Here is a 15,642-nt window from a genome sequence, read left to right on the forward strand (position 1 = left end):
GAGCTCCTGGGTGTCGAGTACGGACGTTCACAACGAAGCAGAAGACTCGGGACCCAGCGGCTACGCGGCGGCCCGGCTGCGCCTCCTCACCGAGGGGGAGCGGTCCGGGCCGCCGCGCCGTGCGGCCCTGTCCGCGCTGACGGACGACTGGCTGACGGGGCTCTTCGCCGCCGGAGCCGAGGGGCTGCGCGGGGTCTCCCTGGTCGCCGTCGGCGGCTACGGGCGCGGCGAGCTGTCCCCGCGCAGCGATCTGGACCTGCTGCTCCTCCATGACGGCAGCGACAGCAAGGCGGTCGCCGCGCTCGCCGACCGTCTCTGGTACCCCGTCTGGGACCTCGGTCTCTCTCTGGACCACTCGGTGCGCACCCCGGCGGAGGCCCGCAGGACCGCCGGGGAGGATCTGAAAGTCCAACTCGGTCTCCTGGACGCCCGCCACATCGCCGGCGACCTCGGTCTCACCGCCGGTCTGCGCACCGCCGTCCTCGCCGACTGGCGCAACCAGGCGCCCAAGCGCCTGCCCGAACTGCAGGAACTGTGCGCCGAGCGCGCCGAGCGCCAGGGCGAGCTGCAGTACCTGCTGGAACCGGATCTGAAGGAGGCGCGCGGCGGGCTGCGCGACGCCACCACCCTGCGCGCCGTCGCCGCCTCCTGGCTGGCCGACGCCCCGCGCGAGGGCCTCGACGACGCCCGGCGCCGGCTCCTCGACGTCCGCGACGCGCTCCACCTCACCACCGGGCGCGCGACCGACCGGCTCGCGCTCCAGGAGCAGGACCAGGTCGCCGCCGAACTCGGACTGCTCGACGCCGACACCCTCCTGCGCCAGGTCTACGAGGCCGCGCGCGTCATTTCGTACGCCAGTGACGTCACTTGGCGCGAGGTGGGGCGCGTGCTGCGCTCGCGCGCCGTGCGACCGAGGCTGCGCGCCATGCTGGGCGGCGGCAAGCCGGTCGCCGAGCGCTCCCCGCTCGCCGAGGGCGTGGTGGAACAGGACGGCGAGGTGGTGCTCGCCCGCGCCGCGCGCCCCGAGCGCGACCCCGTGCTGCCGTTGCGCGCCGCGGCCGCCGCCGCACAGGCCGGCCTCCCGCTCTCCCTGCACGCCGTACGGCGCATGGCGGCCATCGCGCGCCCCCTGCCCACGCCCTGGCCCGCCGAGGCGCGCGAACAGCTGGTCACCCTGCTCGGCTCGGGCCACCCGACCATCGAGGTCTGGGAGGCCCTGGAGGCCGAGGGGCTCATCACCCGGCTGCTGCCCGACTGGGAGCGGGTGCGCTGCCGCCCGCAGCGCAACGCCGTGCACATCTGGACCGTCGACCGGCACCTGATCGAAACGGCCGTCCGCGCCTCGGAGTTCACCCGCCGTGTCCACCGCCCCGACCTGCTGCTCGTCGCCGCCCTGCTGCACGACATCGGCAAGGGCTGGCCCGGCGACCACTCGGTGGCCGGCGAGATCATCGCCAAGGACGTCGCCGCGCGCATCGGCTTCGACCGGGACGACGTCGCCGTACTCGCGACTCTCGTACGGCACCACCTGCTGCTGATCGACACCGCCACCCGGCGCGACCTGGAGGACCCGGCCACCGTGCACGCGGTCGCCGAGGCGGTCGGCTCGCAGGGCACGCTGGAGCTGCTGCACGCGCTGACCGAGGCGGACGCCCTCGCCACCGGTCCGGCCGCCTGGTCGTCCTGGCGGGGCTCGCTCGTCGCCGACCTGGTCAAGCGCGTCGCCGCCGTGCTCGCCGGGAACGGCTCGGCCGAGCCGGAGCCCGCCGCGCCCACCGCCGAGCAGGAGCGGCTCGCCATCGAGGCGGTCGCCACCGGCAGCCCGGTGCTCTCCCTGCGCGCCCAGACCGAACCGCCGACCGAGGACCAGCCCTCCGGCGACCCGGAACCGCTGGGTGTCGAGCTGCTGATCGCCGTACCGGACCAGCCGGGTGTGCTGCCCGCCGTCGCCGGTGTGCTGGCGGTGCACCGGCTGACCGTCCGCACCGCCGAGCTGCGCGCCCTGGACCTGCCGGACGGCGTGGAGGGCTCGGTCCTGCTGCTGGACTGGCGGGTCGCCGCCGAGTACGGCTCCCTGCCGCAGGCCGCCCGGCTGCGCGCCGACCTCGTACGGGCCCTGGACGGCTCCCTGGACATCGCGGGGCGCCTGGCCGAGCGCGACGCCGCCTATCCGCGCCGCAGGGGTGTGGTGGCCCCGCCGCCCAGAGTGACGGTCGCGCCGGCCGCCTCCCGGCACGCCACGGTCATCGAGGTGCGCGCCCAGGACGCCCCCGGCCTGCTGCACCGGATCGGGCGGGCGCTGGACGACGCCAAGGTGCGGGTGCGCAGCATGCATGTGTCGACGCTGGGCGCCAACGCCGTGGACGCCTTCTATGTGACCGGGCCCGAGGGAGCGCCCCTGCCGGGTGAGGAGGCGGCCTCCGTGGCGCGGAAGCTGGAAGAGACGCTGCGCGGCTGACGCCGGGTCGGCCCCTCGCCCGGCCTGTATGCACGGGCGGGGACGATTGTCTCGCCGAGCCAGATACCCTGGAAGACGCTCACCCTGCTCCCGACTCCGAGGACCGACGCCGCCGTGTTCGACACTCTCTCCGATCGCCTGTCAGCGACCTTCAAGAATCTGCGCGGCAAGGGGCGTCTGAGCGAGGCGGACATCGACGCCACCGCGCGCGAGATCCGCATCGCGCTCCTGGAGGCGGACGTCGCCCTGCCGGTGGTCCGGACGTTCATCAAGAACGTCAAGGACCGCGCCATGGGCGCCGAGGTCTCCCGGGCGCTCAACCCCGCCCAGCAGGTCCTGAAGATCGTGAACGAGGAGCTCGTCACGATCCTGGGCGGCGAGACCCGCCGTCTGCGCTTCGCCAAGCAGCCGCCCACCGTGATCATGCTGGCGGGTCTGCAGGGTGCCGGTAAGACCACCCTCGCGGGCAAGCTCGGCCACTGGCTGAAGGAGCAGGGCCACTCGCCGCTGCTGGTCGCCGCCGACCTCCAGCGCCCGAACGCCGTGAACCAGCTGAGCGTCGTCGCCGAGCGCGCCGGGGTCGCCGTCTACGCACCCGAGCCGGGCAACGGCGTGGGTGACCCGGTCAAGGTAGCCAAGGACTCCATCGACTTCGCGAAGTCCAAGGTCCACGACATCGTGATCGTGGACACCGCCGGCCGGCTCGGCATCGACCAGGAGCTGATGAAGCAGGCCGCGGACATCCGCGACGCCGTCAGCCCGGACGAGATCCTCTTCGTCGTCGACGCGATGATCGGCCAGGACGCCGTCACCACGGCCGAGGCCTTCCGTGACGGCGTCGGCTTCGACGGCGTGGTGCTCTCCAAGCTCGACGGCGACGCCCGCGGCGGTGCTGCCCTGTCGATCCGCCAGGTCACCGGCAAGCCGATCATGTTCGCGTCGAACGGTGAGAAGCTCGAGGACTTCGACGCCTTCCACCCGGACCGGATGGCCTCCCGCATCCTCGACATGGGTGACCTGCTCACCCTGATCGAGCAGGCGGAGAAGACGTTCAGCCAGGAAGAGGCCCAGAAGATGGCCTCCAAGCTGGCGTCCAAGAAGGGCCAGGACTTCACCCTGGACGACTTCCTGGCCCAGATGGAGCAGGTCAGGAAGATGGGCAGCATCTCCAAGCTGCTCGGCATGCTGCCCGGCATGGGCCAGATCAAGGACCAGATCAACAACCTGGACGAGCGGGACGTCGACCGCACCGCCGCCATCATCAAGTCGATGACCCCGGGCGAGCGCCAGGACCCGACCATCATCAACGGCTCCCGCCGCGCCCGTATCGCACGCGGTTCCGGTGTCGAGGTCAGCGCCGTCAAGAACCTGGTCGAGCGGTTCTTCGAGGCCCGCAAGATGATGTCCCGCATGGCCCAGGGCGGCGGCATGCCGGGGATGCCCGGGATGCCGGGCATGGGCGGCGGCCCCGGCCGTCAGCGCAAGCAGCAGAAGCAGGCCAAGGGCAAGCAGCGCTCCGGCAACCCGATGAAGCGCAAGCAGCAGGAGCAGGAGGAGGCCGCCCGCCGCGCCGCCGCCCAGCAGGGCGGCAACGCGTTCGGCGTGCCCGGCCAGCAGGCCCCGCAGGACTTCGAGCTGCCGGACGAGTTCAAGAAGTTCATGGGCTGAGCCCGCGTCGGGCGCCCTGCTCCGCTGGACGTGCCGGGGGTTGGTCGTTGTCGTAACGTCCCGATATGACCAACCCCGCCCCGCCACGCAAGTCGCCCGACCAGCCCTGGCGTACCGAGGGCACACCCGAGGAGCCGCAGAAGCCGCCGTCGGGCGGGCGGCGGATGCGCGGCGGCTGGTGGAGCCTGATCCTGACCGCGCTGGTCGTGTTCCTGATCGCGAACCTGATCCTTTCCTTCTTCAACGAGGGCAACGAGCCGACCATCTCGTACACCGAGTTCAGCAAGCAGGTCGGCGCGGGCAACGTCAGCAAGATCTACGCCAAGGGCAACGCGATCCAGGGCCAGCTCAGGAAGGAGCAGAGCAACCCGGACGGCGGTGGCAAGTACACCAAGTTCAACACCGAGCGGCCGACCTTCGCGAGCGACAAGATCTGGGACGACCTGACCGCGCACGACGTCACGGTCACGGCGGAGCCGGTCGTCCAGCACCGTAGTTTTCTGGCCAATCTGCTGATCTCGCTGGCCCCCATGCTGCTGCTGATCGCGGTGTGGGTCTTCATCGCCCGGCGGATGAGCGCGGGGATGGGTGGCGCGGGCGGCATGCTCGGCCGCAAGGCGCCACCCAAGCCGGTGGAGCTGGAGCCGGGCAAGAAGCGCACCACCTTCCAGGACGTCGCCGGCATCGACGAGGTCGCGGGCGAGCTCAACGACGTCGTCGACTTCCTGAAGAACCCGGACGCCTATCGCCGGATGGGCGCCAAGATGCCGAGGGGCGTGCTGCTCGCGGGCCCGCCCGGCACCGGGAAGACGCTGCTCGCGCGGGCGGTGGCGGGGGAGGCCGGGGTGCCGTTCTTCTCGGCCTCCGCCTCCGAGTTCATCGAGATGATCGTCGGTGTGGGTGCCTCACGGGTGCGGGAACTGTTCGCGGAGGCCCGCAAGGTGGCGCCGTCGATCATCTTCATCGACGAGATCGACACCATCGGCCGGGCCCGCGGCGGCGGTTCCGCCATGGGCGGCCACGACGAGCGCGAGCAGACGCTCAACCAGATCCTCACCGAGATGGACGGCTTCTCCGGCTCCGAGGGCGTCATCGTCATCGCCGCCACCAACCGCGCCGACGTCCTCGACCCGGCCCTGACCCGCCCCGGCCGCTTCGACCGGGTGGTCATGGTCTCGCCCCCGGACCGCGGCGGCCGCGAGGCGATCCTGCAGATCCACACCCGGGAGATCCCGCTCGCCGAGGGGGTCGACCTGGCCCAGGTCGCCCGCACCACCCCGGGCATGACCGGCGCCGAACTGGCCAACCTCGCCAACGAGGCCGCCCTCCTCGCCGTCAAGCGGGGGCAGCGCAGGGTGACCCAGTCCGACCTCTCGGAGGCGCTGGAGAAGGTCCAGCTGGGTGCGGAACGGCCCCTGGTGATGCCCGCCGAGGAGCGCCGCCGCACGGCCTATCACGAGAGCGGCCACGCCCTGCTCGGCATGCTCCAGCCCGGCGCCGACCCCGTCCGCAAGATCACCATCGTGCCGCGCGGCCGCGCCCTCGGCGTCACCCTCTCGACGCCGGAGTCCGACAAGTACGCCTACACCGAGGAGTACCTGCGCGGCCGGATCATCGGCGCGCTCGGCGGCATGGCCGCCGAACAGGTCGTCTACGGGGTGATCACGACCGGCGCGGAGAACGACCTGGAGCAGGTCACCAACATCGCGCGCGGGATGGTCGCGCGCTGGGGCATGAGCGAGCGCGTCGGCCGCCTCTCCGCCCTCCCGAACGACGCCCAGCAGGCCTACGGCCTCGCCGCCGCCCCGCAGACCCTCGACGTCATCGACGGGGAGATGCGCCGGATCGTCGACGAGTGCTACGAGGAGGCGTGCCGCAAGCTGCGCGACCACCGCGGCCAGTTGGACGCCCTCGCCGAGGCGCTGCTGGAGAGGGAGACCCTGGAGGAGACGGACGCGTACCGGATCGCCGGGATCACCCGCCTGCGGAAGGAGGCGGAGGTGTGACGGGGGCGCTCAGGGCGCTCGCGCGCTCCAGGGCACGGCGCTTCAGGGCACGCGCGCGATGAGGTACCGGAAGACGTTCGGCATCCACACCGTGCCGTCCGCGCGCACATAGGGGTGCAGCGCTTCCGTCAGCTCCTTGTCGACCTGCGTCTGGTCGGTCGCCGTGATGGCCGCGTCGAACAGGCCCGTCGACAGCAGCCCCCGGAGCGCGCTGTCCGTGTCGGCGTACCCGAAGGGACAGGCGACCCGCCCGGAGCCGTCCGGCTTCAGGCCGGCCCGCTGGGCGACCTCCTCCAGGTCGTCGCGCAGGGCGGGGCGCCAACTCGCCGTGCTGCGCAGCGGATCCGCCAGCCTGGTGGCCACCCGCAGCACGGACGACGTGGCGCAGCGCTCCGGCGGACCCCAGCCGGCGAGCACCACGGGCGCCCCGCGCTCGGCGAGCGGTGTCGCTGCCCTCAGCAGCCCGCCGAGCCCCTCCGAGTCGCCCGCCAGACACCCGATCGGCTCGAAAGCCGTCACCAGGGTGTACGCGGGCGTCTCCGCGCCGCCCGAGGCCGCCAGGTCCTCGGCCGAGCCGGCCGAACCGTCCACGATCCGGGTGTCCTCGCGCGCGCGTGCGCCTCCCGCGTCCGGGAGCAGCCGCTCCCGCGCGAGGGCGAGCCGCTCGGGGGAGGAGTGGTCGACACCGGTGACGGCCGCGCCTCTCGACGCCGCCATCACAAGGGCGAGCCCGCTGCCGCAGCCGAGACCCAGCAACCGTGTGCCGGCGCCCACTTCGAGTCGCTCGTAGACGGCCTCGTAGAGCGGCACCAGCATCCGCTCCTGGATCTCGGACCAGTCACGCGCGCGTGCACACAGATCCGCACGGGGCGCACCGCCCGCGTGAGGTAGGTGCTGCCGCACGAGCGTAGGTGTCATGTAAAGCGCCCCAATCCGCCGAGAGATACAGCTGTGCCCGATTCCGTGGCCCCCGTGACGTGCGCTCGCACTGCCCCCGTATGCCAGGTAACTCCGCACTCGACCGCTCGTCCAGGGGTAACAGGGCCCTGCTTGCGGCTCGGCGGCGGGAGTGGCGAGATTTCACATCCCGGCAACCTGGACCCGTAACATCACGGCGAGCGCGCGACGGCCGTACGGTGTCTGCTTCCCGCCGACGGGCCGGTGCCCGGGGGTGCCGGAGCGACCGGTAACGTCGCAGCCGTCGCCGGCGCTTACCGAGGCGGGGCCCTTCCGCCGCGAGAGCGACCGAAACGCCCCTTGCGCATCCGCGGATCACAGCCGCACCGGCGCGTGGACATCGTCTACACGCCGGGTCGTACGTTCGGCTACGTACCGGCTTGGTAGGAGCTGTGAGGCTTATCCGCAGATCAGCGCACTGGCCCTCGTCTCCACGCATCAGCGGCAACTGACGGGTACGTGCAAATTATTTGGGATGCCCCGGAATAGGAACACAGCGGCACCCCCGCTCGTTGTCATTACGTGAGCACGACACAGACACCACCTGTTCTCGCCGCAGAGCTGGCAGAGGCGTGGGCCGACATTCAGCGGTACCACCCCGAGCTGCCGGACCTTGCCGCGCCAGAGTCCCTGATCGGAGAGTCGTCGTCCGCGTGCGGTCACGAGCTCTCCTTCGAGCGACTGCTCCATGAGGCAGTCCACGGCATCGCCGCCGCCCGCGGCGTACGCGACACATCCCGTGCCGGCCGGTACCACAACCGCAGATTCCTCGCGATCGCCGAGGAGCTGGGCCTGGACCACCCCGAGGAACCGCATCCCAGCAGCGGTTTCTCGCTGGTCACGCTCAACCCCGAGGCCAAGCGCCGGTACCGTCCGACCATCGAGCGCCTCCAGCGCGCCCTGAAGGCCCACACGGTGGCGACCGCCGCCGACACCCCGAAGAGCTTCCGCGGGCCGGCCGCCCGCCACGGCTCCTCCGGCGGCGGGGTCCGGGTGAAGGCCGTGTGCGACTGCGGGCGTAATGTCCGGGTCGTCCCGTCGGTCCTGGCCCAGGCCCCGATCGTGTGCGGCGGCTGCGGCAAGCCGTTCCGCATCCCCGAGGTGGTCGGGGCGGCGTAGTCGCGGCGTGGCCCACCGGCATCTCGTGGCTGCCGGTCCGTCGCGCACGCGGGCCGAGGTGTGCACCCGGAGGTTCGCCTTGAGCGCCGGGTGCCCCTCAGGCGTGCCCCCGTCCGGCCTCGGTCCGTGGCGAGCGCAGGATGTGGCAGAATGGCTGGCTGTACTCGACAGCCGCACAGGACCCCTCTCTCCTCCGGCTGACGCGTCCATCGGGCACTCGGGTACCGCAACCCCACGCGGCAATCTCGCCGTGCCCAACCACGTCAAAACCAGGAGAATCCACTCCCGTGGCAGTCAAGATCAAGCTGAAGCGTCTGGGCAAGATCCGTTCGCCTCACTACCGCATCGTCGTCGCCGACTCCCGCACCCGCCGTGACGGCCGTGCGATCGAGGAGATCGGCAAGTACCACCCGACCTACCACCCGTCGGTCATCGAGGTGGACGCCGACCGTGTCGCGTACTGGCTGGGTGTCGGCGCGCAGCCGACCGAGCCCGTCCTCGCCATCCTGAAGAAGACCGGCGACTGGCAGAAGTTCAAGGGCGAGCCCGCCCCGGCTCCGCTGCTCGTGGCCGAGCCGAAGAAGGCGCGTCCCTCCTTCGAGGCCCTGGGCGGCGACGACGAGGGCAAGGGTGAGGCGATCACCCAGAAGAAGAAGGCGGAGAAGAAGGACGAGGCTGCCGCCGAGTCCGAGTCGGCCGAGGCCTGAGCATGCTCGAGGAGGCTCTCGAGCACCTCGTGAAGGGCATCGTCGACAACCCTGACGATGTGCAGGTCGCCTCGCGCAACCTGCGCCGCGGGCGCGTTCTCGAGGTCCGGGTCCACCCCGACGACCTCGGCAAGGTGATCGGCCGCAACGGCCGCACCGCGCGCGCCCTGCGCACCGTCGTGGGCGCCATCGGCGGCCGTGGTGTCCGCGTCGACCTGGTCGACGTGGATCACGTCCGCTGACGTCAAACGCAGCACCGGCTCGGGCCGGGGAGGGCCACTGGGCCGTCCCCGGCCCGTAGTCGTACCGGTCGTACCACAGGAGAACAAGCACAGTGCAGCTGGTAGTCGCTCGCATCGGCCGTGCCCATGGCATCAAGGGCGAGGTCACCGTCGAGGTCCGCACCGACGAGCCCGAGCTCAGACTCGCGCCCGGCGCGGTCCTGCTCACGGACCCCGCCGCCACGGGCCCGCTCACCATCGAGACCGGCCGCGTCCACAGCGGACGTCTCCTCCTCCGCTTCGTGGGCGTGGGGGACCGCAACGCCGCCGAGGCCCTCCGCAACACCCTCCTGATCGCCGAGGTCGACCCCGAGGTGCTGCCGGAGGACGAGGACGAGTACTACGACCACCAGCTGATCGACCTGGACGTGGTGACCAAGGACGGCGTCGAGGTGGGCAGGATCACCGAGATCTCGCATCTGCCCTCCCAGGACCTGTTCGTCGTCGAGCGTCCCGACGGCACCGAGGTCCTCGTCCCCTTCGTCGAGGAGATCGTCACGGAGATCGACCTGGAGGAGCAGCGGGCGGTCATCGACCCGCCGCCCGGGCTGATCGACGACGAGACCGCCTCGACGCGGGAAGAGTCGTAGAAGATGCGCCTCGACGTCGTCACGATCTTCCCCGAGTACCTCGACCCGCTGAACGTCTCCCTCGTCGGCAAGGCACGCGCGCGTGGGCAGCTCGACGTCCATGTGCACGATCTGCGCGCCTGGACGTACGACCGCCACAACACGGTCGACGACACCCCCTACGGCGGCGGCCCCGGCATGGTCATGAAGACCGACCCCTGGGGCGAGGCCCTGGACTCCGCGCTCGCCGACGGCTACGAGACCGGCTCGCGCGTGCCCGCGCTGATCGTCCCCACCCCCAGCGGCCGTCCCTTCACCCAGGAACTCGCCGTGGAGCTCTCCGAGCGCCCCTGGCTGATCTTCACGCCCGCGCGCTACGAGGGCATCGACCGCCGGGTCATCGACGAGTACGGCACCCGTATGCCCGTCTACGAGGTGTCCATCGGCGACTACGTCCTCGCCGGCGGCGAGGCGGCCGTGCTGGTCATCACGGAGGCCGTCGCCCGACTGCTGCCCGGCGTCCTGGGGAACGCCGAGTCGCACCGGGACGACTCCTTCGCGCCCGGCGCCATGGCCAACCTCCTGGAGGGCCCCGTCTACACCAAGCCCCCCGAGTGGCGCGGACGAACCATCCCGGACGTGCTGCTCAGCGGCCATCACGGCAGGATCGCCCGCTGGAGGCGGGACGAGGCCCTGCGCCGTACGACGGCCAACCGGCCCGACCTCATCGAGCGCTGCGACCCGAAGGCCTTCGACAAGAAGGACCGCGAGACGCTCTCCATCCTGGGCTGGGCGCCCGATCCGGAGGGGGAGCCGTACGGCCGATTTTGGCGCAGGCCGGAGGGCGTGGAAGAATAGACCGCTGTTGTGCGTCGTCCGGCGCGCGCCCCTGCCACAGGGGGACACGACGCCCGCCCGACCCGGACAGCATCCTCGAAGAACACCTAGTTGCCGTTGATGACCTGTGGCATCAGCGAAGAAAGCAGACGAAATGTCTCACCTGCTCGACTCCGTCGACAGCGCGTCGCTGCGCAGCGACGTCCCGGCCTTCCGCCCGGGTGACACCGTCAACGTCCACGTCCGCGTCATCGAGGGCAACCGCTCTCGTGTGCAGCAGTTCAAGGGCGTGGTCATCCGCCGCCAGGGCGCCGGTGTCCGCGAGACCTTCACGGTCCGCAAGGTCTCCTTCTCCGTCGGCGTCGAGCGCACCTTCCCGGTGCACACCCCGATCGTCGAGAAGATCGAGCTCGTCACCCGTGGTGACGTGCGTCGCGCCAAGCTCTACTACCTGCGCGAGCTGCGCGGTAAGGCCGCGAAGATCAAGGAGAAGCGCGACAGCTGAGCTCGCGCACGTGTTCTGAGCGGGGCCGGATAACATCTGGCCCCGATGGACACCGAAGCACAGCACACGGAGCGCGACCGCTCTTCCGGCCCTGAACCAGAGGCTGTGGAGGGACGGTCGCGTTTCGCGTTGGTGCGGCGGATCACGGACTGGCTGCCCGGTGGCCGGATCTCGCTGCTCCTGCTGGTCTGCCTGGTGTTTTTGCTGATCCTGAACGCTTTCGTGGTGCAACCCTTCCAGATTCCCAGCGGATCCATGGAAAACGGATTGAGGATCGGGGACCGGGTTCTCGTAAATAAGTTGGCGTACCGTTTCGGTGCCGAGCCGCGGCGCGGCGATGTTGTGGTGTTCGACGGAACTGGGTATTTCGGGAACGCGGACTACATCAAGCGCGTCGTGGGAGTAGGTGGGGACCGAGTGGTCTGCTGCGACAAGGAGGGGAGGATCGAGGTGAACGGCCGGTCGGTCGACGAGACGTCGTTCCTGCACTCCGGGGACACCCCGTCGGCGGTGCCCTTTCGTGTCGTCGTGCCCGACGGCACCCTCTTCGTCCTCGGCGACCACCGCAGCGACTCCAGCGATTCCCGTGACCATCTGGGCTCGCCCGGCGGCGGCATGATCCCCGTCTCCGACGTCATCGGCCGCGCCGACTGGATCGTCTGGCCCGCCGCTCACTGGACGCGTCTGCACCGCCCCGGCGCCTACGCGCGCGTGCCCGCCGCCGGCGGTGCGCATGGGTAACCGCGGCAAACCGCGTGGGGCCACCCCCAGCACCACCTTCGGCACCGAACACCTCCTGCCCACCGGCTCCCGCCGCACCGGCGGAAGCGCCCCCTCGGGCGGTCGCACCCGCGCCGAGCGGCGCAAGCTGCAGCGCAAGGTCAAGCGACGGCGCCGGCGCGGAGCGGTCAAGGAGATACCCCTTCTGGTCGGTGTCGCCGTCCTCATAGCGCTGGTCCTCAAGACCTTCCTCGTCCAGGCGTTCGTGATCCCGTCCGGCTCCATGGAGCAGACCATCCGGATCGGCGACCGCGTCCTGGTCGACAAGTTCACGCCGTGGTTCGGCTCCAAGCCCAAGCGCGGCGACGTCGTCGTCTTCAAGGACCCCGGCGGCTGGCTCGCGGGCGAGCAGACCACGACCACGAAGAGCGACCCCATCGTGGTCAAGCAGGTCAAGGAGGGGCTCACCTTCATCGGCCTGCTGCCCTCCGCCAACGACAAGGACCTCATCAAGCGGGTCATCGGCGTCGGCGGCGACCACGTCAAATGCTGTGACACCCAGGGGCGGGTGACTGTCAACGGCGTGCCCCTGACCGAGGGCGACTACCTGTATCCCGGGAACGCCCCCTCCACCCAGGAGTTCGACATCACCGTCCCCAAGGGGCGGTTGTGGGTGATGGGCGACCACCGGGGCAACTCCGCGGACTCCCGCGCCCATATGAACACCAGCTACGGCGGCACGGTCGCCGAGACCTCCGTGGTGGGCCGGGCGATGGTCATCGCATGGCCGTTCGGCCACTGGACCTCCTTGAAGGAACCTAAAACTTTCTCCTCCGTTTCCAACTCCGTGTCGGGGACGACCGCGGCCGAGCAGCTGTCGCATAGGGTTGCTCCCGACGATCCGAACACAGCGATCCAGCTCCCGAGCCCTGCGGAACTCCCGCTCGTTATGGGAGTGGTGGGCCTGCGCCGCGTATGGGGCAGGCGGCGGCACAGAGTAAGGAGTTGGCGTGGGGGATGTGGCGGTTGGCGCACGGTCCGGACACGACGGCGAGGAGCACCGCGGACAACCCGCGGAAGCAGCTGTCCCGGCCGCGGACAGCGCCGTGACCTCCGGGAGTGACTCCGGCGCGGGAGACGACACCGCGCCCGATGCGCAGACCAGAGCGGACGGGCAGGGGCCGGGAGGTGAGGCCCCCGGCGCGGCGCGCAAGCAGCGCTCCTTCTGGAAGGAGCTGCCCATCCTCATCGGCATCGCGCTCGTCCTCGCGCTGCTGATCAAGACGTTCCTGGTGCAGGCGTTCTCCATCCCGTCGGACTCGATGCAGAACACCCTCCAGCAGGGTGACCGCGTCCTGGTCGACAAGCTCACCCCCTGGTTCGGGTCCAAGCCGGAGCGCGGCGAGGTCGTCGTCTTCCACGACCCGGACAACTGGCTGGCCGGTGAGCCGACCGCCAACCCGAACCCGGTGCAGAAGGTCCTCAGCTGGATCGGCCTGATGCCGTCCGCCGAGGAGAAGGACCTGATCAAGCGCGTCATCGGCGTCGGCGGCGACACGGTGTCCTGCAAGGGCACCGGCCCCCTGAAGGTCAACGGCAAGGCGCTCAACGACACCTCGTTCGTCTACGCCGGCAACACGCCCTGCAGCGTGGACGACCAGGGCGGCCAGTTCACGGTGAAGGTTCCCAAGGGCTACATCTGGGTCATGGGCGACCACCGCCAGAACTCGCGCGACTCCCGCTACAACCAGAGTGACAGGCACCACGGCATGGTCCCGGTGAAGGACGTCGTGGGCCGCGCCATCGTCATCGCCTGGCCGATCAACCGCTGGGACACCCTCCCGATCCCGGACACCTTCGACCAGCCGGGCATCAACGACAAGTCCTCGGCGTCCGCCGCCCTGACGGCCGCGCCGAACGCGCTCGCCCTCACCGGCGTGGTCCCGGTGGCGCTGTGGCGCCGCAGCCGCAGGAAGGCCGAGGCGGCCGAGACCCACTGAGGGCGCGTTCCTTGGTGAAGCCCTGGTGCAGTTGTGACCATGGTGGGCCCCTCAGGGGCTGACCGGGTCAGGTACCGCCGGGTAGGGTGCGGATCCATGGGTGGCGAGAGCACTACGCGTACGGCCCCGCGCGGCGGCGGCAAGAGCACGGGCCCGGTGGGGACCAGGACCGGACAGCGACTGTCCGGGATCGCGGTCGCACTGGGCATCGTGCTGTTCCTCGGCGGATTCGGCTGGGGAGCGGTGCTCTACCGGCCGTACACCGTTCCGACCACCTCGATGACGCCGACGATCGACGCCGGTGACCGGGTGCTCGCGCAGCGCGTCGACGGCAGTGAGATACGCCGGGGCGATGTCGTCGTCTTCAAGGACAAGAGCTGGGTGACCAACGCCTCCGTGGTCAAGCGCGTGGTGGCGATCGGCGGCGACACCGTCTCCTGCTGCACCGACGGCAAGCTGACCGTCAACGGCAAGCAGATCGACGAGGGCTACCTCAAGGGCAGCGTCGTCGAGGACAAGAACATCCCGACCGTGAAGGTCCCCAAGGGCCGGCTGTTCCTGCTCGGCGACGAGCGCGAGGGCTCGCTGGACTCCTCCGCGCACCTCAGTGACGCGGCCCAGGGCACGGTCGCCCGCTCCGCCGTGACGGCGCGCGTGGACGCGGTCGTCTGGCCCATGAAGGGCATGCTGGCGCGCCCCACGGGCTTCGAGGCCCTGGGCGCGCTCTCCACCCCGGGCCCGCTGCGTCCGATCGTCGCGCTGATCGTCGTGGGGGCGGTCCTGGTCCTCGGGGGCGGTGCGTACGGTCCCGTCGCCAAGCGGCTGGGCGGCCGTCGGCGTGCCCGGACCCGGACGGAGCCCGTGGGTGCCCGCTGAGGCGACGGACGCGTACGAGGAGTCGTACTCGGGCGGCCTGCGCAAGGTGGCCCGGGTGATCCTGCTGGACCCCGACGACCGCATCCTCCTGCTGCACGGCCATGAGCCGGACGATCCGGCCGACGACTGGTGGTTCACGCCCGGCGGCGGTCTGGAGGGCGAGGAGAGTCGTGAAGAGGCCGCGCTGAGGGAACTCGCCGAGGAGACCGGGATCACCGACGTGGAGCTCGGGCCGGTGCTGTGGCGGCGGATGTGTTCGTTCCCGTTCGCGGGACGTCGCTGGGACCAGGACGAGTGGTACTACCTGGCCCGTACGACCCAGACCGCCACGCGGGCGACGGCCCTCACGGAGCTGGAGCGGCGGAGTGTCGCCGGAGCGCGCTGGTGGACGTGTGCGGAACTGACCCGGGCACATGAGACGGTGTATCCGACCAGACTCGCCGAGCTGCTGCGCAGGCTGCTCGACGAAGGTCCCCCTGCCGGACCCGTGACCCTCGACCCGGAAATCGTCTAGCGCCGATCGTCAGGCGACCCGGAAATCGACGGGGGGCACACGGGACTGGCGCACAATGGTGGGATCGCACGGCTGAAGGGGAACATGCCATGAGCGCCGAGGACCTCGAGAAGTACGAGACCGAGATGGAGCTGAAGCTCTACCGGGAGTACCGCGATGTCGTCGGTCTGTTCAAATACGTGATCGAGACCGAGCGGCGCTTCTACCTGACCAACGACTACGAGATGCAGGTGCACTCGGTCCAGGGCGAGGTGTTCTTCGAGGTGTCCATGGCGGACGCCTGGGTCTGGGACATGTATCGGCCGGCGCGGTTCGTGAAGCAGGTGCGGGTGTTGACGTTCAAGGACGTGAACATCGAGGAGCTGAACAAGAGTGATCTGGAGCTGCCTGGCAGCTGATGGGCGGCCGGCGGGCAGCTCACGGGC

Annotated in this window: 16 protein-coding genes; 15 read left to right on the top strand and 1 reads right to left on the bottom strand. The window is 70.6% G+C overall.

Translation table 11 applies throughout. From position 1 onward, the window contains the following. Window positions 1-10: 10 nt before the first annotated feature. From ABZT17_RS25000 to ftsH, 3 genes are all read left to right on the top strand, one after another. Entirely contained in the window at window positions 11-2,458 is a 2,448-nt protein-coding gene (locus ABZT17_RS25000) for a [protein-PII] uridylyltransferase (RefSeq protein WP_356351811.1), read from the top strand. 114 nt (window positions 2,459-2,572) lie between these two features. Continuing rightward, a complete protein-coding gene (gene ffh, locus ABZT17_RS25005; protein WP_356351812.1) occupies window positions 2,573-4,126 on the top strand; it encodes a signal recognition particle protein in 1,554 nt (517 codons plus the stop codon). Between the two features lie 65 nt (window positions 4,127-4,191). Further along, window positions 4,192-6,132, top strand: coding sequence for an ATP-dependent zinc metalloprotease FtsH (gene ftsH, locus ABZT17_RS25010; protein WP_356351813.1), 1,941 nt, complete (start codon window positions 4,192-4,194; stop codon window positions 6,130-6,132). A 42-nt stretch (window positions 6,133-6,174) separates the two neighbouring features. On the opposite strand, the gene ABZT17_RS25015 is transcribed toward ftsH, so the two are convergent. Then, the gene (locus ABZT17_RS25015) at window positions 6,175-7,050 is read right to left on the bottom strand and encodes an SAM-dependent methyltransferase (protein ID WP_356351814.1); all 876 of its coding nucleotides are present in this window, start codon (window positions 7,048-7,050) and stop codon (window positions 6,175-6,177) included. Between the two features lie 561 nt (window positions 7,051-7,611). Here ABZT17_RS25015 and ABZT17_RS25020 point away from each other — a divergent pair. From ABZT17_RS25020 to ABZT17_RS25075, 12 genes are all read left to right on the top strand, one after another. Then, a complete protein-coding gene (locus ABZT17_RS25020) occupies window positions 7,612-8,208 on the top strand; it encodes a hypothetical protein (RefSeq protein WP_356351815.1) in 597 nt (198 codons plus the stop codon). Between the two features lie 287 nt (window positions 8,209-8,495). Continuing rightward, entirely contained in the window at window positions 8,496-8,915 is a 420-nt protein-coding gene (gene rpsP / locus ABZT17_RS25025) for a 30S ribosomal protein S16 (protein ID WP_194040130.1), read from the top strand. A 2-nt stretch (window positions 8,916-8,917) separates the two neighbouring features. Next, a complete protein-coding gene (locus ABZT17_RS25030) occupies window positions 8,918-9,157 on the top strand; it encodes an RNA-binding protein (protein ID WP_003973401.1) in 240 nt (79 codons plus the stop codon). A gap of 92 nt (window positions 9,158-9,249) precedes the next feature. Next, the gene (gene rimM, locus ABZT17_RS25035; RefSeq protein WP_356351816.1) at window positions 9,250-9,786 is read left to right on the top strand and encodes a ribosome maturation factor RimM; all 537 of its coding nucleotides are present in this window, start codon (window positions 9,250-9,252) and stop codon (window positions 9,784-9,786) included. 3 nt (window positions 9,787-9,789) lie between these two features. Further along, window positions 9,790-10,623 carry a tRNA (guanosine(37)-N1)-methyltransferase TrmD gene (gene trmD / locus ABZT17_RS25040; protein ID WP_356351817.1) on the top strand — a complete coding sequence of 278 codons (834 nt, stop codon included), beginning with the start codon at window positions 9,790-9,792 and terminating at the stop codon, window positions 10,621-10,623. A 133-nt stretch (window positions 10,624-10,756) separates the two neighbouring features. Further along, window positions 10,757-11,107, top strand: a complete 351-nt coding sequence (rplS, locus tag ABZT17_RS25045) for a 50S ribosomal protein L19 (RefSeq protein ID WP_030866123.1) — start codon at window positions 10,757-10,759, stop codon at window positions 11,105-11,107. Between the two features lie 45 nt (window positions 11,108-11,152). Next, window positions 11,153-11,848 (top strand): signal peptidase I, encoded by a 696-nt coding sequence (lepB, locus tag ABZT17_RS25050; RefSeq protein WP_356351818.1) that lies wholly within the window; start codon window positions 11,153-11,155, stop codon window positions 11,846-11,848. Then, entirely contained in the window at window positions 11,841-12,950 is a 1,110-nt protein-coding gene (gene lepB / locus ABZT17_RS25055) for a signal peptidase I (RefSeq protein WP_356351819.1), read from the top strand. The genes lepB (ABZT17_RS25050) and lepB (ABZT17_RS25055) overlap by 8 nt, the downstream gene beginning before the upstream one ends. After that, window positions 12,838-13,827, top strand: a complete 990-nt coding sequence (gene lepB, locus ABZT17_RS25060) for a signal peptidase I (protein WP_356351820.1) — start codon at window positions 12,838-12,840, stop codon at window positions 13,825-13,827. Before lepB (ABZT17_RS25055) ends, lepB (ABZT17_RS25060) begins: the two co-directional genes overlap by 113 nt. Window positions 13,828-13,923: 96 nt before the next feature. Further along, window positions 13,924-14,703, top strand: a complete 780-nt coding sequence (lepB, locus tag ABZT17_RS25065) for a signal peptidase I (protein ID WP_356351821.1) — start codon at window positions 13,924-13,926, stop codon at window positions 14,701-14,703. Further along, entirely contained in the window at window positions 14,693-15,217 is a 525-nt protein-coding gene (locus ABZT17_RS25070; RefSeq protein ID WP_356351822.1) for an NUDIX hydrolase, read from the top strand. Before lepB (ABZT17_RS25065) ends, ABZT17_RS25070 begins: the two co-directional genes overlap by 11 nt. A gap of 89 nt (window positions 15,218-15,306) precedes the next feature. After that, window positions 15,307-15,615, top strand: coding sequence for a DUF2469 domain-containing protein (locus tag ABZT17_RS25075; RefSeq protein WP_005311352.1), 309 nt, complete (start codon window positions 15,307-15,309; stop codon window positions 15,613-15,615). Window positions 15,616-15,642: the final 27 nt, after the last annotated feature.

It is taken from the genome of Streptomyces sp. NPDC005648 (assembly GCF_040605395.1).
In the GTDB taxonomy this organism is placed as follows: Bacteria; Actinomycetota; Actinomycetes; order Streptomycetales; family Streptomycetaceae; genus Streptomyces.